Source organism: Pseudomonas sp. S36 (genome assembly GCF_016647875.1).
In the GTDB taxonomy this organism is placed as follows: Bacteria; Pseudomonadota; Gammaproteobacteria; order Pseudomonadales; family Pseudomonadaceae; genus Aquipseudomonas; species Aquipseudomonas parafulva.
Genome location: NZ_JACVVG010000032.1, coordinates 1 through 18,744 on the forward strand (window position 1 = coordinate 1; position 18,744 = coordinate 18,744).

At 63.1% G+C, this 18,744-nt stretch carries 14 protein-coding genes; 7 read left to right on the forward strand and 7 right to left on the reverse strand.

Going from position 1 to position 18,744, the window contains the following annotated elements; all coding sequences use genetic code 11:
- Positions 1-170 precede the first annotated feature (170 nt).
- Positions 171-482 carry an NGG1p interacting factor 3 protein, NIF3 gene (locus IAE36_RS17155; protein WP_028634831.1) on the reverse strand — a complete coding sequence of 104 codons (312 nt, stop codon included), beginning with the start codon at positions 480-482 and terminating at the stop codon, positions 171-173.
- A 3-nt stretch (positions 483-485) separates the two neighbouring features.
- Positions 486-4,385, reverse strand: a complete 3,900-nt coding sequence (gene purL, locus IAE36_RS17160; RefSeq protein WP_201213628.1) for a phosphoribosylformylglycinamidine synthase — start codon at positions 4,383-4,385, stop codon at positions 486-488.
- A gap of 288 nt (positions 4,386-4,673) precedes the next feature.
- Here purL and mltF point away from each other — a divergent pair, with 288 nt between their 5' ends.
- Positions 4,674-6,131 carry a membrane-bound lytic murein transglycosylase MltF gene (gene mltF, locus IAE36_RS17165; RefSeq protein WP_201213629.1) on the forward strand — a complete coding sequence of 486 codons (1,458 nt, stop codon included), beginning with the start codon at positions 4,674-4,676 and terminating at the stop codon, positions 6,129-6,131.
- A 247-nt stretch (positions 6,132-6,378) separates the two neighbouring features.
- Here the strand turns inward: mltF and tadA are convergent, their stop codons facing one another.
- Positions 6,379-6,858 (reverse strand): tRNA adenosine(34) deaminase TadA, encoded by a 480-nt coding sequence (gene tadA, locus IAE36_RS17170; RefSeq protein WP_201213631.1) that lies wholly within the window; start codon positions 6,856-6,858, stop codon positions 6,379-6,381.
- Positions 6,858-8,240, reverse strand: a complete 1,383-nt coding sequence (locus tag IAE36_RS17175; protein ID WP_201163232.1) for a multicopper oxidase family protein — start codon at positions 8,238-8,240, stop codon at positions 6,858-6,860. The genes tadA and IAE36_RS17175 overlap by 1 nt, the downstream gene beginning before the upstream one ends.
- Before the next feature lie 206 nt (positions 8,241-8,446).
- Between IAE36_RS17175 and IAE36_RS17180 the strand changes: the two genes are divergently transcribed.
- From IAE36_RS17180 to IAE36_RS17190, 3 genes are all read left to right on the forward strand, one after another.
- A complete protein-coding gene (locus IAE36_RS17180; protein WP_201213633.1) occupies positions 8,447-8,977 on the forward strand; it encodes a sigma-70 family RNA polymerase sigma factor in 531 nt (176 codons plus the stop codon).
- The gene (locus IAE36_RS17185) at positions 8,974-9,927 is read left to right on the forward strand and encodes a FecR domain-containing protein (protein ID WP_328822871.1); all 954 of its coding nucleotides are present in this window, start codon (positions 8,974-8,976) and stop codon (positions 9,925-9,927) included. The genes IAE36_RS17180 and IAE36_RS17185 overlap by 4 nt, the downstream gene beginning before the upstream one ends.
- A gap of 90 nt (positions 9,928-10,017) precedes the next feature.
- Entirely contained in the window at positions 10,018-12,465 is a 2,448-nt protein-coding gene (locus IAE36_RS17190; protein ID WP_028634824.1) for a TonB-dependent siderophore receptor, read from the forward strand.
- 38 nt (positions 12,466-12,503) lie between these two features.
- Here IAE36_RS17190 and IAE36_RS17195 read toward each other — a convergent pair whose 3' ends face one another.
- Positions 12,504-13,046 (reverse strand): GNAT family N-acetyltransferase, encoded by a 543-nt coding sequence (locus IAE36_RS17195; protein WP_201213635.1) that lies wholly within the window; start codon positions 13,044-13,046, stop codon positions 12,504-12,506.
- Between the two features lie 110 nt (positions 13,047-13,156).
- On the opposite strand from IAE36_RS17195, the gene IAE36_RS17200 reads away from it, so the two are divergent.
- Together IAE36_RS17200 and IAE36_RS17205 are read left to right on the forward strand one after the other, a co-directional pair.
- Positions 13,157-13,756 carry a TetR/AcrR family transcriptional regulator gene (locus IAE36_RS17200; protein WP_033728168.1) on the forward strand — a complete coding sequence of 200 codons (600 nt, stop codon included), beginning with the start codon at positions 13,157-13,159 and terminating at the stop codon, positions 13,754-13,756.
- 24 nt (positions 13,757-13,780) lie between these two features.
- On the forward strand, positions 13,781-14,359 hold the full coding sequence (locus IAE36_RS17205; protein WP_028634821.1) for a cytochrome b: 579 nt from the start codon (positions 13,781-13,783) through the stop codon (positions 14,357-14,359).
- A gap of 79 nt (positions 14,360-14,438) precedes the next feature.
- Here IAE36_RS17205 and IAE36_RS17210 read toward each other — a convergent pair whose 3' ends face one another.
- Entirely contained in the window at positions 14,439-14,873 is a 435-nt protein-coding gene (locus IAE36_RS17210) for a hypothetical protein (protein WP_201213637.1), read from the reverse strand.
- 175 nt (positions 14,874-15,048) lie between these two features.
- On the opposite strand from IAE36_RS17210, the gene IAE36_RS17215 reads away from it, so the two are divergent.
- A complete protein-coding gene (locus IAE36_RS17215) occupies positions 15,049-15,996 on the forward strand; it encodes a helix-turn-helix transcriptional regulator (RefSeq protein ID WP_201213638.1) in 948 nt (315 codons plus the stop codon).
- 22 nt (positions 15,997-16,018) lie between these two features.
- On the opposite strand, the gene aceE is transcribed toward IAE36_RS17215, so the two are convergent.
- On the reverse strand, positions 16,019-18,688 hold the full coding sequence (gene aceE, locus IAE36_RS17220) for a pyruvate dehydrogenase (acetyl-transferring), homodimeric type (protein ID WP_201213639.1): 2,670 nt from the start codon (positions 18,686-18,688) through the stop codon (positions 16,019-16,021).
- Between the last annotated feature and the right edge of the window lie 56 nt (positions 18,689-18,744).

The window sequence follows — 18,744 nt, forward strand, 5'->3', positions numbered from 1 at the left end:
ACAAAAAGTGACTCGCCGTAAGGGCGAAAAGGTGATTAAGCGTCTCCATCGTAAATGGACTAAGCCCATTCTCAATACCCACGCAAAGCTTCAAGCTTCAAGCCTAGCCAGAGTGTGCTCATATACCGAGCAAACACGCTTAGTAGATAAACAAACGTCCAATTCGAACACTAGAATTCGGCAAGGCGCCATACCTCATAAGCCGGCGTCTCATAAGGATGGCTCCCCTTGAGCGCAGCGACGACCTGAGCAATCAGGCCGTCAGCAACCACAAGCTCCACCTTCCACTCCTCCACCACCTCGACCTGGCCAGCCTGCCCAAGGTACGGCTGGCTGCCGTCCAACGGGCGAAACTGCCCCTGGCCCAAGGCCTGCCAAGCGCAGTGGTCATAACCACCGATACGCCCGCCACCAGCAGCGAACACAGCAGCCTTGACCACCTCCACATGGCTGGCAGGGACAAAGAAGGCGAGCTTGTACACGCCTTAGTTCACCCACACCCGAGCATTGCGGAACATGCGCATCAGTGCCGCGTCTTCCTGCCACTCATCCGGGCGCCAGGAGTTCTGCACGGCACGGAACATACGCTCCGGGTGCGGCATCATGATGGTCACACGGCCATCGCGGCTGGTAAGGCCGGTGATACCGCGCGGCGAGCCGTTCGGGTTAGCCGGGTAGGCTTCCGTGACCTTGCCGTGGTTGTCGACGTAGCGCAGTGCCACGCAACCGGAAACATCCGCTTCCACCAATGCCTCTTCGCTGGCGAACTCGGCATGGCCTTCACCGTGGGCGATGGCAATTGGCATGCGCGAACCGGCCATGCCCTGCAAGAAGATCGAGTTGGACTTCTGCACCTCGACCATGGCCACCCGCGCCTCGAACTGTTCGGACCGGTTGCGCACGAAGTGCGGCCAGTACTCGGTGCCCGGGATCAGCTCGTGCAGGTTGGACATCATCTGGCAACCGTTGCACACGCCCAGGGCGAAGCTGTCGCTGCGCTCGAAGAAGGCCTGGAAAGCATCGCGGGCGCGGCTGTTGAACAGCGCCGACTTGGCCCAGCCCTCACCTGCACCCAGCACGTCACCGTAGGAGAAACCACCGCAGGCGACCAGGCCCTTGAAGGCTTCGAAGTCGACACGACCAGCCAGGATATCGCTCATGTGCACGTCGATGGCGGCGAAACCTGCGCGGTCGAAGGCAGCAGCCATCTCGACCTGGCCGTTGACGCCCTGCTCACGCAGGATGGCCACCTGTGGGCGAATGCCTTTCTTGATATAGGGGGCAGCCACGTCATCGTTGACGTCGAAGCCCAGCTTCACCGACAGGCCAGGGTTGTCTTCTTCCAGCAGCAGGTCGAATTCCTGGTCGGCGCAATCGGCGTTGTCGCGCAGGCGCTGCACCTGGTAGCTGGTTTCGGCCCACTGACGCTGCAGCATGCGGCGGTCGTCGTCGAACAGCACTTCGCCGTTCAGGCTGATGGACACCTCGGCGTTGTTGACCGGCTTGCCGATCACGGCCACGCACTGCTCGCCCAGGCCGGCGGCGCTGAACTGGGCCAGAACGTCCGGGGTGGCGTCCTGGCGAACCTGGATCACCGCACCCAGCTCTTCGTTGAAGAGGATGGCGGCCACATCGGCCTTGCTGTCGGTCAGCGGATCGAGTTGCAAATCCAGGCCACAGTGGCCGGCAAAGGCCATTTCCAGCACGGTGGTCATCAGGCCGCCGTCGGAGCGGTCGTGGTAGGCCAGCAGGTGGCCGTCTTCGTTCAGGCCCTGGATCACCGCGAAGAACGCCTTGAGGTCTTCTGCGTCGTCGACGTCGGGTGCCTGGGCTGCGATCTTGCCGTAGGTCTGGGCCAGGATCGAGGCGCCCATGCGGTTCTTGCCACGGCCCAGGTCGACCAGAATCAGGTCGGTCTCGCCCTTGTCCATACGCAGTTGCGGGGTGAGGGTCTTGCGGATATCGGTGACCGGAGCGAAGCCGGTGATGATCAGCGACAGCGGCGAGGTAACGCTTTTCTCGACGCCCTCTTCGCTCCACTTGGTCTTCATCGACATCGAGTCTTTACCGACCGGGATGGTGATGCCCAGTTCCGGGCACAGCTCCATGCCGACGGCCTTGACGGTGTCGTACAGGCGGGCATCCTCACCCGGGTGGCCCGCAGCGGACATCCAGTTGGCCGACAGCTTGATGTCGGACAGCTTGTCGATGCGCGAGGCGGCCAGGTTGGTCAGGGTCTCGCCAATGGCCATGCGACCGGACGCCGGGGCATCCAGCAGGGCCAGCGGGGTGCGCTCGCCCATGGCCATGGCCTCACCGGTGTAGACGTCGAAGCTGGTGGCGGTCACTGCGCAGTCAGCCACCGGCACCTGCCAGGGGCCGACCATCTGGTCGCGGGCGACCAAGCCGGTGATGGTGCGGTCACCGATGGTGATCAGGAAGCTCTTGCTGGCCACGGCCGGGTGGTTGAGCACGCGCTGAACGGCGCTGTCAAGGTCCAGCTCGCTCGGGTCGAAGTCATCGCCCAGCTCGGCTTCGCGGGTGACCGAGCGGTGCATGCGCGGCGGCTTGCCCAGCAATACGTCCAGCGGCATGTCCACCGGGGTATTGCCGAAGTGGCTGTCGCTTACGGTCAGGTGTGGCTCTTCAGTCGCTTCACCGACCACCGCGAACGGGCAACGCTCGCGCTCGCAAATGGCCTGGAACCGCTCGAAGTCGCCAGCGCTGACGGCAAGCACGTAACGCTCCTGCGATTCGTTGCTCCAGATTTCGTGCGGGGCCATGCCCGGCTCGTCGTTAGGCACGTTGCGCAGTTCGAAGCGGCCACCGCGGCCACCGTCGTTGACCAGTTCGGGGAAGGCGTTGGAAATGCCGCCCGCGCCCACGTCGTGAATGAAGGCGATGGGGTTGCTGTCGCCCAGCTGCCAGCAGCGGTCGATGACCTCCTGGCAGCGGCGCTCCATTTCCGGGTTTTCGCGCTGTACCGAGGCGAAGTCCAGGTCAGCCGAGCTGGCACCGGTAGCCACGGACGAAGCAGCCCCGCCGCCCAGGCCGATGAGCATGGCTGGGCCGCCGAGCACGATCAGCTTGGCGCCAACGGTGATTTCGCCCTTCTGCACATGGTCTTCACGGATGTTGCCCATGCCGCCTGCGAGCATGATCGGCTTGTGGTAGCCGCGCACTTCTTCACCGTGGGGGGTGTTGATGGCTTGCTCGAAGGTGCGGAAGTAACCGGTCAGGGCCGGGCGACCGAATTCGTTGTTGAACGCAGCGCCGCCGAGCGGGCCTTCGATCATGATGTCGAGGGCGTCGACGATGCGCTCGGGTTTGCCATAGGCCTGCTCCCATGGCTGCTCGAAGCCGGGGATGCGCAGGTTGGACACGGTGAAGCCGGTGAGGCCAGCCTTGGGCTTGGCACCACGGCCGGTGGCACCTTCGTCGCGGATTTCACCGCCGGAACCTGTCGAGGCACCCGAGAACGGGGCGATGGCGGTCGGGTGGTTGTGGGTTTCCACCTTCATCAGGATGTGCACCGGCTCCTGCACCGCACCGTACTGGCGGGTTTCAGGGTTGGGGAAGAAACGCCCGGCGACGTTACCGACGATGACCGAGGCGTTGTCCTTGTAGGCCGACAGCACGCCTTCGCTGTGCATCTGGTAGGTGTTCTTGATCATGCCGAACAGGCTTTTTTCCTGGGCCTGGCCGTCGATGTCCCAACTGGCGTTGAAGATCTTGTGGCGGCAGTGCTCGGAGTTGGCCTGGGCGAACATCATCAGTTCGATGTCGTTCGGGTTGCGCTTGAGGCCCTGGAACGCATTGACCAGGTAGTCGATCTCGTCTTCGGCCAAGGCCAGGCCCAGGTCGATGTTGGCCTTGGCCAGCGCATCACGGCCACCGGCCAGGATGTCTACCGAGGTCATCGGCTTGGGCTGGGCATGGCTGAACATGTCGGCGGCCTGCTCCAGCTGGCCGAGCACGCGCTGGGTCATGCGGTCGTGCAACTCGGCAGCGACGCGGCCAGCGTCGGCCTCGCTGAGGTTGCCAGCAACGTAATAGGCGATGCCGCGCTCCAGGCGCTGGATCGACTGCAGGCCGCAGTTATGGGCGATGTCGCTGGCCTTGCTGGCCCAAGGCGAGATGGTACCCAGGCGCGGCACGATCAGGAACAGACGACCGGTGGGTTCCTGTACCGGTACGCTGGGGCCGTACTTGAGCAGACGGCCCAGCACCTGCTGCTGGTCGGCGGTCAGCTCGCCGTCGACATCGGCGAAGTGGGCGAATTCGGCATACAAACCAGTAACAGCGGGGACTTTCTGGCTCAGTTGCTCGAGTAATTTACCGTGGCGAAAGGCAGAAAGGGCAGGAGCGCCGCGCAGGATCAACATCGTCGGGACAGCCTCAGAAGGGGTGTACTTGGAGGCCGTGCATTCTAGCCTAATTCGATGGCTTCGGCACCCGCTCTGCGCCATGCCTGCCAAGTGGCCGAACCGGACTTTCGGGTCAGAAAAGCAGCGGCAAGCTGCAAGCTGCAAGCTGCAAGAAAGAGCGAACCGTGCCGCATCCGCTTTTTCTTGCAGCTTGCCGCTTGCCGCTTGCCGCTCAAAAGCCGCTATCAGACTCCCTGGTAGTTGTCGAGATATGGCGCAGCCAGTCCTTTGCGTATACTGCAACCTATGTTCGCCCACACTGCTTTGCGCCAGCGTTGCGCCAAATGGCTTTTCGCAACCGGTCTCTTTCTGCTGCTCGGTGCCTGCGTTGAAAAACCCAGCACCCTCGAGCGCGTGAAGGAGGACGGCGTGCTGCGCGTGGTCACCCGCAACAGCCCGGCCACCTACTTCCAGGATCGCAACGGCGAAACCGGCTTCGAGTACGAGCTGGTCAAGCATTTCGCCGACGATCTGGGCGTGAAGCTGGAAATCGAAACCGCAGACAACCTGGACGAACTGTTCGACGACCTGGGCAAACCGTCCGGGCCAGTCCTGGCGGCGGCGGGGCTGGTCACCAGCGAGCGGCGCAAGGCCCAGGCCCGGTTCTCCCACCCCTACCTCGAGGTGACCCCCCAGGTCATCTACCGCAACGGCCGCCCACGCCCTACCGATGCCCAGGGCCTGGTGGGCAAGAAGATCCTCGTGCTCAAGGGCAGCAGCCATGCCGACCAGCTGGCCGAATTGAAAAAGCAGTACCCCGGCCTGCAATACGAGGAATCCGATGCCGTCGAGGTGGTCGACCTGCTGCGCATGGTGGACGAAGGCCAGATCGACCTGACCCTGGTGGACTCCAACGAACTGGCCATGAACCAGGTGTACTTCCCCAACGTGCGCGTGGCCTTCGACCTGGGCGACACCCGCGACCAGCGTTGGGCCGTGGCACCTGGCGAAGACAACAGCCTGCTCAACGAGGTGAATGCATTCCTCGACAAAGCGCAGAAAAACGGTACCCTGCAGCGCCTGAAAGACCGCTACTACGGGCACGTCGACGTGCTGGGCTATGTGGGCGCCTACACCTTCGCCCAGCACCTGCAGCAGCGCCTGCCCAAATATGAAAAGCACTTCAAAAGCTACGCCAAGGTCGAGCAGGTGGACTGGCGCCTGCTGGCAGCCATTGGCTACCAGGAATCCATGTGGCAGCCGGAAGTCACCTCCAAGACCGGCGTGCGCGGCCTGATGATGCTGACCCAGCGCACGGCCCAGGCCATGGGCGTGTCCAACCGACTGGACCCCAGGCAAAGCATCCAGGGCGGCGCCAAGTACTTCATGAAGATCAAGGCCGAGCTGGACGACAGCATTCAGGAACCGGACCGCACCTGGTTCGCGCTGGCAGCCTACAACGTCGGCACCGGGCACCTTGAAGATGCACGCACCCTGGCCAAGCGTGAAAAGCTCAACCCCAACAAATGGCTGGATGTGAAAAAGATGCTGCCACGGCTCGCGCAAAAGCAGTGGTATCGCCAGACCAAATACGGGTACGCCCGCGGCGGCGAGCCGGTGCACTTCGTCGCCAACATTCGGCGGTACTACGACATCCTGACCTGGGTGACCCAGCCCCAGCTGGAAGGCCAGGTGGCCGAAGGCAACCTGCATGTACCCGGGGTGAACAAGGACAAGCCTGCGGAGCAGGCTCCGCGGATGTAAGCTCGCGGGCCCTGTCGCCTGCAAGCCAACGCACAAGGCTCATGGATTTAGCAGGGCCCTGTGGAGCAACTGTCTTCCACGATAATCTCAAAGTTAGCGCAATCACTGTGGGAGCGGGTTTACCCGCGAACACCGGCGAAGCCGGTGCCATGCACCGCGGTGCCTGCTTCGCGGGTAAACCCGCTCCCACAGGTGGCGTGGTGTGCTTGAGAGATCGGTGGCTTGCCGAGATCAGGGCCAGAGCCGCTCAGCCCTTGACGCGGCGAGCCCTGAAGAACTCGCTCAAGATCTGCCCGCATTCCTCGGCCAGTACCCCACCCTCGAACATCACGCGACGGTTGAGAAAGCCTTGGTTGAAGAACTGGCCCTGGCTTTGCACGATACCCGCCTTTGGCTCCAGCGCCCCGTATACCACCCGCGCCACCCGCGAATGCACAATCAGCCCCGCACACATGCTGCAGGGCTCAAGCGTCACGTAAAGCGTGCTGCCCGGCAGACGGTAATTGCTGACCGCGTGCGCGGCCGCACGGATGGCCACCATTTCGGCGTGCGCGCTGGGGTCGCTGTCGGTGATCGGCCGGTTGAAGCCTTGGCCAATCACCTGGCCATGTTGCACCAGCACCGCCCCCACCGGCACCTCACCCAGTTGCGCACCCTCGGCGGCCAGGGCCAGGGCCATGCGCATGAAGTCCTGGTCACGGCTGCGGTCGATGATCTGCGGGCGCATCAAACCACCGCGATCGCGGCCATCAGGCCGGTTTCCATGTGGTCGATGACATGGCAGTGGAACATCCAGGTGCCAGGGTTATCGGCCACCAGCGCCACCTGAGCACGCTCGTTGCGGCCCAGCAGGTAGGTGTCGGTAAACCAGGGCTCCTTGATGTCGTGGCGATTCGACCCGATCACCTTGAAGCTCATGCCATGCAGGTGAATGGGGTGCTGGTACTGGGTCATGTTCTTCAGCTCGAAGATGTAGCTCTTGCCCTGTTTGAGCGTAGCGATCGGGCGGTCGGCGCAGGTCTTGTCGGTGATATCCCAGGCCTGGCCGTTGATCTGCCACAGGCTGGGGGGCTTGCCCTGGTCGGTGCCTACCGACACCTTGCCCGCCCATTCGAAATTGAAGTTCAGCTTTTCGGCATTCTCCAGGTCCGGCTCGGCGATCGGGTTGGCGGGCAATGCTGCCGGCCAGTCACCGGGGGTGTCGTTGCTGGCCACCGAACGCAAGGTACCCAAACGTACAAAACCGTCGCGCAGCGAGATCTCTTCACCCGCCTGGGGAATGCGAATGGCCAGGCAGATGCGCATGCCCGGGCCAAGCCAGTACTCATCCTCCAGTGGCCGCGGCGTAATGGGGTTGCCATCCAGCGCATACACCCGCGCCTCGCAGTTGCCCTTGAGGTTGAGCCGGTAGGTCCAGGTGTTGTCCAGGTTCAGCAGCCGTACCCGCACCACTTGCCCGGCCGGCAACTCGGTGACGGCATCGGCCTGGCCGTTGATGGTGATCAGCCGCCCGGCGGTGCCGTTGCGCGCAGCTTCGCGCGGGACGCTGAAGGGCATCCAGGCGCCCTGCTCGTCCACATGCCAGGTTTTCAGGCTGAGGGTGCGCTCGTGCTGGAAGCCCGTGGGCTCGCGCTCCTCGACAATCAGCGGCCCAACCAGGCCACGGCCAAGCTCTTCGGAGCTGCTGACGTGAGGGTGGTACCAATAGCTGCCGGCGTCTGGCACGCGGAACTTGTAGTCGAAATACTCCCCCGGTTTGACTGGCAACTGCGATACGTAGGGCACGCCGTCCATTTCCAGCGGCAGGCGGATGCCATGCCAGTGGATGGTGGTTTCGATCGGCAGGTGGTTGATGAAGCGTACCCGCAGCCAGGTGCCCTGACGCACCCGCAATTCGGTACCCGGGGCGCTGGGGCCAAAGGCCCAGGCCTCAGTCTTGTGCCCGGCCACCAGCTCCACCTCCAGCGGCGCCGCAATCAGCTCGTAGTCGTGGCCCGCGTTATCGTCCTCGACCTTGCCCAGCCAGTACCGTGCAGCGCCACCGGCGCCCAGGCCAACCACAACCAGGCCGGTCAGGCCTTTGAGCATTTGTCGACGGGTGAAGGACATGCAGCGGGAACCTCGTGTTAGGCGCTATCAAGCTGCCAGCATGGCTGACGATCAAGGGCGAATACGATACACCTGCATTTGCGAAAGATTAAGTGAAGTGTTGCCGCAGCGCCCAACGCGTCCCGCAAAGCGGGTTGCAATACGGAAAATGCCGCGCTTAATATACGAACAATTCCCATTTACACCTCAATCGACAACCCGACGCCATGAGCATGCAGGACGCCTCCCTCAACACCCAGGTTTCCCACCTTTACCGGGCCCAGAGCCAATGGTTGCACGGCTGGCTGCGCCCGCGTGTGAACTGCCGGCACCTGGCCGCCGACCTGGTCCAGGACGTGTTCATCCGGGTGCTCACGGCAGCGGATGCGGCAGCCAAGTTGAGCGCCGTGCGCGAGCCCAAAGGTTACCTGGCTACCATTGCCCGGCGGCTGATGATTGATCGGCTGCGCCGCGCCCACCTGGAAAAAGCCTGGCTCCAAGTGATGGCCGAACAGCCCGAAGCGTTGCAAATGCCCCCCGAACAGCACTTGGCGTTGCTGGAAACGCTGTATGAACTGGATGCCATGCTTGCCGCCCTGGGAGAAGCGGTGCGTCAGGCATTTCTGCTGTCCCAGGTGGAGGGCATGCCCTACAAGCACATTGCGACGACACTGGGCATCTCGGAGATGAGCGTACGGCGCTACATCACCAAGGCCGCTGAACACTGCATGCTCTACAGCCTGAGCCACGGGCTGTGAACCCTGCGCTGGGCCCCGGGCAGTTGGCCGCGTTGCGCCAGGCTGCCGAATGGCTGTGCCAGCTCAACAGCGGCGAGGCCCGACAAAGCGATTGCCACGCCTGGCAGCAGTGGCACGATGCAAGCCCGGACAACGCTTGGGCCTGGCAGCAGGCTGAGCGCCTGCAGGGCCGCATGACCGGGCAGGCCCTGCCCGTGGCCCGCCGCGTGCTGGACGTCAGTGCCGAGCATCGACGTGCCAGCAGGCGGCGGGTGATCAAGGCAGGCATGGTGCTGCTGGGTGGTACTGCGCTAAGCCTGGGCGGCTATCAGCAACGCACGACCCTGCCTTGGCTGGCCGACTACCGCAGCGGTGTGGGCGAGCAACTCAAGCTGAACCTTGGCAACGGCACCACCGTGCGCCTGAACACAGACACCGCGTTGGATGTGAGCGACACGCCAACGGGCACCCGCCTGAAGCTGCGCCAGGGGGAGATCATGGTGCAGGTGCCCCTCGGCCAGCAGTGCCAGGCGCAAACCACCCACGGGCGCGTAGACACCCAGGCCTGCCGCTTCTCGCTGCGGGTGCTGGAGACCAGCACCCGCCTGAACGTGCATCAGCAGCAGGCACGGGTCACCCTGCCCAGCGGCCAGTCATTGCTTGCCAGCCAGCAGCAGCGCTGCGAATTCGACCGTGAGCGCTTCAGCCCGCTGCTCGCCCTGCCGGCCGGCAGCGATGCCTGGGATCAGGGCCTGATCATTGCCAACGGGCTACGGCTGGACCAGCTGTTGGCCGAGCTTTCCCGCTATCGCTCGGGCTGGCTGCACTGTGGGCCGGACGTGGCCGGCCTGCGCGTGAGCGGCACTTTCAGGCTGGACGACACCGAGCAGGCCCTGCGCGCCATCACCAGCGCCCTGCCCGTACGTGTGCAAGCGCGCACGCGCTACTGGGTGACGGTGGTCCGCGCCTGAATTGCTCCGTTACCTGAACACATTGCCTTGGCTCGTTCGACTTACAGGTGATGCCAGCACGGGCTGGCCCGGATCCCTTGAGAGAACACCATGACGCCCAAGCCTCTGCCCCGTTCGCGCACTCACCTGCTGCTTGCTCTGTTGCTCGCCGGCCCTGCCAGCATACTGGCTGCGCCGCTGCAGCAGTACCAAGTAGCACAGGGTGAACTGGATGCAGCGCTGACGCAGCTTGCCGCCCAGGCCGGCGTGGTGCTGTCGTTCGACACGCGCCTTGCCGCCGGCAAGCGCACCCCAGGCCTCAGCGGGCAGTACTCGTTGGACCAGGCCCTGGCGCAGCTGCTGCGTGGCACCGGCCTGCAAGCTATCCGCGAGCGTGACGGCCGCTACAGCCTGGTCAGCGCCCAACAGGGCGACGCCCTGGAACTGGCGCCCAGCACCGTCAACGCCGACGGCCTGGGGGACGTTACCGAAGGCTCCGGCTCGTATACCACCGGCTCGGTTTCGGTGGGCAAAGCGCCCCAGGCGATCAAGGACACCCCGCAAACCGTCAGCGTGATCAGCCACCAGCGTCTGGAGGACCAGAAGCTCACCACCGTGACCCAGGCAATGGCGCAGACCACGGGCATCAGCCTCTATGAGGGCAGCCTGACCTCCACCCGCTACCTGTCACGAGGTTTCGAGGTGACCAACTTCCGCATTGATGGCGGCGCCTCCATGGTCGATGGCGTGTGGAAGAATGCCGACACCGCCATCTTTGACCACCTTGAAGTGCTGCGCGGGGCAGACGGCCTGTTCGCCGGTGCCGGCGAGCCGGGCGGCACCGTCAACTTCGTGCGCAAACGCCCGACCTTCACCCCCCAGGTCAACTTCACCACTTCGGCTGGCCGTTGGGATGACTACCGCAGTGAACTGGATGCCGGCGGCCCTTTGGCTTTTGACGGCAAACTGCGGGGTCGGGCCGTGGTCGTCAGCCAGAACAAGCAGTCGTTCATGGACGATGCCGGCGCCAACCACGACCTGTTCTACGGCGTGCTGGAGGCAGACCTGACCGACAGCACCAACCTGCTGCTGGGCCTGACCCACAGCCGTTATCGCGACAGCGACCAGGCCTATGGCCTGCCCCGCTACAGCACCGGTGCCGACCTGAAACTGCCACGCAGCACGTTCCTGGCAGGCGCTCACGATTACCTGCTGCAACGCAACGACACCTACTTCGCCAACCTGAAGCAACAACTGGGCGAAGACTGGAGCCTGAACCTGGATACGCTCTACAGCCGTACCCGCTCGCTGCGGGACTACTACAACTTCAACGGCGCCATAGAGCCGTCGACCGGGTCGGGCAGTGCGGCCACCTGGGGCGGCCAGAACGCCAAGGCGCATGAACGGTCGGTGGACGTGTCCCTGCGCGGCACGTTCAGCGCATTGGGCCTGGAACACAGCCTGGTCGCTGGCTGGATGTGGCATGACTACGAAAGCCGTACGCCCTTGTGGTCGTCTGACCCTGTCAGTGTTGCCAACATCTTCAGCTTCAACCCGCACGATTATCCGAGCCTCAAGGGCCAAGGGTTCTATGACGGCAGCAACAAACTGCACCGGCGCAGTGACGGCTTCTATACCAACCTGCGCGTGCAACTGGCTGAACCGCTGCACGTATTCATCGGCGCCAGCCTCACCCACTACCTTGATACCTACGCGTACACCACCCGAGAATCGAACGAATTCATCCCCACCCGCTACGAAGACCGTAATGTGCTGGTGCCCTACACCGGCCTCACCTATGCGCTCACGCCCGAGTGGACCGCCTATGGCAGCATCAGTGAAATCTACAAGTCCCAGGCCGATCGCCTGGCCGGCCCATTGCCAGGCAGCGGAGCGCTGGACCCGATCACCGGCCGCAGTCATGAACTGGGCCTTAAAGGCGCCCTGTGGGACGGCCAGGTCAACACCTACGTGGCGCTGTACGCCATCAAGCGCGAAGGCGAAGCGGTACGCGACCCGAACAGCGGCGCCGCCAGCGACCCCAATACCGGGGCCAGTTGCTGCTATGTGCGTGAAGGCGAGGTCACCAGCAAAGGCATTGATTTCGAAATCAGTGGCCAGGTGCTGGAGCGCCTGCAAGCGACGTTCGGCTACACCTACAACCACCTGGAAAAAAGCAGCAGCGCGCTGAGCTACACCTCGCTGACGCCCAGGCACCTGGCCAAGCTGTTTGCTACCTACCAGCTACCCGGGCAGTGGTCGGCGCTCAAGCTGGGCGGTGGCGTAACCACCCAGAGCGCGACTTACGTCGAGGGCACTGCATTGGTGCGCGGCAGCGACGGCAACCTGAGCCAAGGCCAAGACTACAGTTTCAGCCAGGCCGGTTACACGCTGTGGAACGCGTTCGCCAACTATAAAATCGACAAGCACTGGGATGTCGCTGTCAACGTGGAGAACCTGTTCGACAAACGCTACTACTCCACGGTGGGCTACTCGGATTACGCCAACTTCTACGGCGAACCCCGACGTTACATGGTGACGCTCAGCGGGCGCTTCTAACGGTTGCAGCGCGCCCATGCAAAGCGCGCTACAGGCCCTTAACGCCCTGTGCGCGCCGCTGCCCATTCGTGGTGCAGCAAGGCGTACTGCTGGGTGTTTTCGTAGATCGGCAGCCCGTTCTGGTCGTTCATGAACGTCACGAACTCTTTGAAGACGCCTTCGCGGCGCATGCCGAGCTTCTCGCACAGACGCTCGGATGACCTGTTGGTGTCTTCCACATAGGCGTACAGCCGGCGCGCCGCACGCTGCTCGAACAGGTGGGCGAACAACTGGGCAGCGGCCTCATAGGCATAGCCTTGGCCGCCGAAGGCTGGGTTGAAGTTCCAGCCCACCGAGAACGTATCGTCCTCGGCTTCAGCGAACAGATCGCCAATCAGCTTGCCGGAGGTACGCAAGCATACCGCCAGGTACTTGCTGCCGGATGCCCGGTCCAGCGCTTCGCACTCGGCCGCCTGCAGGTTCGCGAGGGCGAGCGACAAGAAGCAGCTGGAGACGGGTTGATGCAGATACTCGAAAAGATCAGCCGCATCTTCCTTGGCGAATGGCCTCAAGATCAGCCGCTCGGTTGCAATGACTTCCATCTGCGTCTCCTGGCGCTCAACGGCGCACTGGGTGAGCTGACGATTATATTGACATGCGCCGCGTATGCAAATTAACGTACGCGGCGTATGCGATTTGTTCAGGAAAGCCCATGACCCAGCCACAACGGCGCACCCGCTCCAGCATGATCGAGGAAACCCGTGCCAAGCTGGTGGCGATCGCGCGGCAGGTGTTTGCCAGCCAAGGTTTCGCCAATACCTCAATGGACGACTTCACGGCGCAGGTGTGCCTGACCCGTGGGGCGCTGTACCACCATTTCGGCAACAAAGAGGGGCTGCTGATCGCGGTCATCGAGCAAATCGAGGCGGAAGTGGGCGAACGCCTGCAAGCTGTCTCCGACGCGGCCCCTACGCCCTGGGAGGGTTTCCGCCGCCGCTGCCGCACGTACCTGGAGCTGGCGCTGGAGCCGGAAATACGCCGGATCATCCTGCAAGATGCTCGCGCGGTGTTTGGCGATGTGCCCCCCGCTGCGCGCTCGGTCGGCGTTGCCGCTTTGCAGCAGGCGCTGGACGGGCTGGTCGCCGAGGGCAGCGTGGCGCCACTGCACACCGGGGTGACTGCGCGGATGATCTATGGCGCGGTCACCGAAGCGTCATTCTGGATCGCCGAGCCGGACGCCGAAATCGAAACACGCCTGGGCGAGGCCCTCGACAGCCTGGATCGCCTGTTGGGCAACCTGCTTACCCGCTGACGCCACCCTGCCAGGAGAAACACAATGCAATGGCGCAACACCGCCACCCGTTTTGGCGCCCTCGCCAAGTTCTTTCACTGGACCACCGCCGCCGCGTTCATCGCCGCCTACATCGTGGTTTATTACGTCATCTGGTTCATGGACGACACCTCGCCAGAGTCCTGGCCCGTGCTGAACGTGCATTGGGCGCTGGGTTTGCTGGTAGGTTTCCTGGTGCTGCCGCGGCTGCTGTGGCGCCTGCTGCAGGTACAGCCACACAGCCCCCCTGGCTCGAAGCTCGAGCACCGGCTGGCGCAGGTAGCCCATTGGGGGCTCTACGGGTTGCTGATCGTCATGCCGCTGACCGGCTACCTGGGCACAGGGGCGCCTACGGACTACGGCGTGTTCAGCGTGACAGGCTTCAACGAGACAGCCGCGTTTGCGTGGATCAGTGCCACGTATGGGGTGAGCTATGAAGCGTTCGAAGTTCCCATCGACGATATTCACCACTTCATCGGCAAATGGGTGGCGTGGGGGGTGGTCGGGCTGCACATAGTGGCGGCGGTGTTCCACCATCGGGTACGGCGTGACGATGTACTGGTGCGTATGCTGCCGGGTCACTGAGCCACAAGCGGTACAGGGGTTGCCTCTTCGCGAGCAGGATGCAGGCTTTCGAAGCAGGCATTACCCCTGCAAAGATTACTTATTTCTTGGCAGCCAGGTAATCGGTGAGGAAGGCTTCGGCATTACCCTGCTGTGACAGGCCTTCCGAATAGCCCACCGGGCGCGGATGCGCTTCGCCGGGCAGGTACAGCTCGCCGCCCCATGTGCCCTGCACGATCAGCGCGACGAATTTCTTGCCGTCAACGGTGGTCCAGTAGCGCGTGTCCTTGCTGGTCTTTTCAACGTGCATTTTCTGAATGCGCATATCCCAGTCGTGGTCGATGCCTTCTACCTGCACCAGCGCCTCGTTGGCGGCGCGGTCGCCAATACGCAGCGTCCATACCTTGGCACCTTCAGTGCCCAGGTAAGCGACAACATGCTTTGCCACTTCAGGGCGTTCCTCGGCCTGAGCCTGGCTGAACCACAAGCTGAAGCAAGCAGCCAGCAAAGCTGGCCATTTAAGATAGCCGGTCATGATTTTGTTTCCTGATGTGCAACAAACGCGTATTGAAAGCCTCAATATGCACGCTGCCAAGTCACCTGCCCGACCCTCACAACAATCAGCCGGCTGATCACAACGGCCATTGCCGAAAATGCGCGCGCGGCCCCATTTCTGCTCTACGCAACCCTTAACGAGAACCACTGCCCCCATGCAATCGCTGACACCTTACCTGGACACCACCTTCAGTTTCGACAGCCCCGGCTCGCTGGCCCAGGCTGGCGTGCTGGATACGCGTGCAGCGCAGGTAATGGGCAGCGCCACAGGGCACTATCGGGCGCAGACGGTGCGGGAGGGTTTGCAGTACTTCGATTGCCATCTGCATTTTGCAGAACCGCTGCGCATCGACAAGGTGCTACCCGAAAGCCTGTGCATCGTGCAGGTGTTCGACGGGGTATGGCAGCACAAGGTAGATGGCACCCTGAACCAGTACGATGCCGGCCGTTTGCATGTGCTGGGCTTGAGCGAAAGCCTGGAAGCTCAAGACCAGTTGCCGGCTCACAGCCATGCGCGCATGGCGGGTGTGCGTATTGCCGGCGATGCGCTGCGCGAGCTGGCCCAGGACGATGAGCAGTTCAAGCCGCTGCTGGCGCTGATGGGCGACGGCATGCAGTTCAACCAACTGCCCCAAAGCCCTTCCTTGAGCCGTCTGTTCCAACAGCTCTACCGCTCGCCCTACCACGGCAGCTTGAGGCGCTTGCACTATGAAAGCCTCAGCCTGGGGATCGTTGTGGAGTTGGCCAGCCATCTGTCTGGCCTGGCCCCAAAACCCACGCTGCACGAAGATCGCAGCCGCAGTGACCTGGCACTGGAAACACGCCGTTTGCTCGACAGCAGCCCTACTGCCCCGCCAACCGTCGCCCAGCTTGCCCGCCAGTTGAACGTGAGCGAAACCACCCTGCGCCGTACGTTCAACCAGCAGTTCGGGTATTCCATCCTGCAGCATGTACGGCGGCAGCGCCTGGAGCTCGCACGGCTGCTCGTGCTGGAGCGCAAGTGGCAGATCTCGCAGATTGCCTACCATGTCGGCTATGCCAACCCGGCCAATTTCTGCCATGCGTACAAGGCCTATTTCGGGCACACCCCGGGTTCCGAATAAGGCCTTGCTCGCCGCGACAGCTTCACACGGTAATGGGGTCGACCTTGTCCACGTCGATTTCCATGTCCGCCAGCGCCTTGGCTACCACATCGCGGCCAAGCACGCCGTCGTCCGCCAACGCCTTCAGCGCTGCCAGCACCACAAACTGCCGGTCCACCTCAAAATGCCGACGTAACGCCTCGCGGGTGTCGGACTGACCGAAGCCGTCGGTGCCCAGCGCCACGAAACGACGGTTGCCCACCCACGGCCGGATTTGATCGGCATGGATCTTCATGTAATCCGTAGCCACCACCACCGGGCCAGGGTGGCCTTCCAGCACTTCGGTCAGGTAAGGCACTTTGGGCTCATCCAGCGGGTGCAACAGGTTCCAGCGCTCGGCCTGCTGGGCATCGCGCCGGACCTCGGTGAGGCTGGTCGCGCTCCAGATCTCGCTGCTGACCCCGTAATCACGTGCCAGAATATCGGCCGCCGCGATGACCTCGGGCAGGATCGAGCCGCTGCCCATCAGCTGGACATGGCGCTTTTCGTTGCTGGCGTGCTCGATGGGCAGCCGGTACAGGCCCTTGAGGATACCCGCCTCGCTACCCTGCGGCAGGTCGGGGTGCGGGTAGTTCTCGTTGAGTACGGTGATGTAGTAGTAGATGTCTTCCTGCTCGACGTACATGCGGCGCATGCCGTCGTGCACGATCACTGCCAGCTCGTAGGCGTAGGTGGGGTCGTACGACACGCAGCAAGGCACGGTAGCCGACATCACATGGCTGTGGCCGTCGTCGTGCTGCAAGCCTTCGCCCATCAGCGTGGTGCGCCCCGACGTAGCGCCCAGCAGGAAACCACGGGCGCGCGCATCGCCTGCGGCCCACAGCAGGTCGCCAACACGCTGGAAGCCGAACATCGAGTAGAAAATGTAGAACGGCAGCGTCATGACGCCGTGGTTGGCATAAGAGGTACTGGCGGCAATCCACGAGGACGTGGCGCCCGACTCGTTAAGGCCCTCCTGCATGATCTGGCCGTCTACGCTCTCTTTGTAGTACGACAGCGTGCCAGCATCCTGTGGGGTGTAGAGCTGGCCCACATGGGAGTGGATGCCGATCTGGCGGAACAGGTTTTCCATGCCGAAGGTACGTGACTCGTCCGGCACGATGGGCACCACAAGCTTGCCGATGTTGGGGTCCTTCAACAAGGTGCTGAGGATACGCACAAAGGCCATGGTGGTGGAAATGGAGCGCTCGCCCGTGCCCTTGAGCTGAGCGTCGAGCGTGGACAACGGCGGGATTTGCAGCGGCTCCACCTGAGCGTGACGCGCCGGCACCTGGCCACCCAGGCTGTCGCGGCGGCCTTTGAGGTAGCGGGCCTCTACGCTGTCATCCGCTGGGCGCAGGTAAGGCAGCTCACCCAGTTGGTCGTCAGTCAGTTCCAGGCCAAAGCGGTGGCTGAATGCCTTAACCGCATCGGCGCCCATCTTCTTCAACTGGTGGTTGATGTTCTGCCCTTCACCCGCCTCCCCCATACCGAACCCTTTGACCGTTTTGGCCAGGATCACCGTGGGCCTGCCTTTGTGACGGGTGGCCGAGGCATAGGCGTTGTAGACCTTGACCGGGTCGTGGCCACCGCGCGACAGCTTCCAGATCTGCTCATCGCTCAGGTCGCTGACCAGCTCCAGCAGCTCAGGGTACTTGCCAAAGAAGTGCTCACGTACGTAGGCGCCGTTCTGCGACTTGTAGGTCTGATACTCGCCATCCACGCATTCCATCATGCGCTGGCGCAGCAAGCCGGTTTTGTCCTTGGCCAGCAGTGCGTCCCAGCCACTGCCCCAGATCACCTTGATGACGTTCCAGCCAGCAGCGCGGTACAGGCTCTCGAACTCCTGGATCACTTTGCCGTTGCCGCGCACCGGGCCATCCAGGCGTTGCAGGTTGCAGTTGACCACGAAGATGATGTTGTCGAGCTTCTCGCGGCCGGCCAGCGAGATGGCGGCCAGCGACTCGGGCTGGTCCATCTCGCCATCGCCGAGGAACGCCCAGACCTTGCGGCCCTGATGTTCCTTCAGCCCACGGCTTTCGAGGTAGCGCATGAAGCGCGCCTGGTACGCCGCAGTGATCGGGCCCAGGCCCATGGATACCGTCGGGAACTGCCAGAAGTCCGGCATCAGGCGCGGGTGCGGGTAGGAAGACACACCATCACGGTCGGTTTCGCGGCGGAAGTTGTCCAGTTGTTCTTCACTCAGGCGCCCTTCGGTATAGGCGCGGCCATAGATGCCGGGTGCCGAGTGGCCCTGGATGTAGACCATATCGCCCGCAAAGGTGTCGCTGCGGCCACGGAAGAAGTGATCGAACCCCACGTCATACAGCACCGCCGCCGAGGCATAGGTGGCGATATGGCCACCAACGCCGGAATGCTTGCCGGCGCGCAGCACCATGGTTAGCGCGTTCCAGCGGATGTAGGCGTTCAGGCGTTTCTCGACATCCAGGTCACCCGGGTAAGGCAGCTCGCGCTCGGGGGGGATGCTGTTGACATACGGGGTGGTCACCCGCCCGTGGAAGTCGCCGTGCACGGAAACGTCGAAGTCGAGCAGCTGGTCGATCAGGAAGTGCGCGCGTGGGCGCCCCTCGACCTCGACGACCGATGCAATCGAATCGATCCATTCGCGGGTTTCTTGAGGGTCTTCATCGCGAAGCGGATAGCCCTGCGCCATTGGTCACTCTCCTTGATGTGGCATCAGCTGGTCGTTGTTCAACCAACCATTAGTTG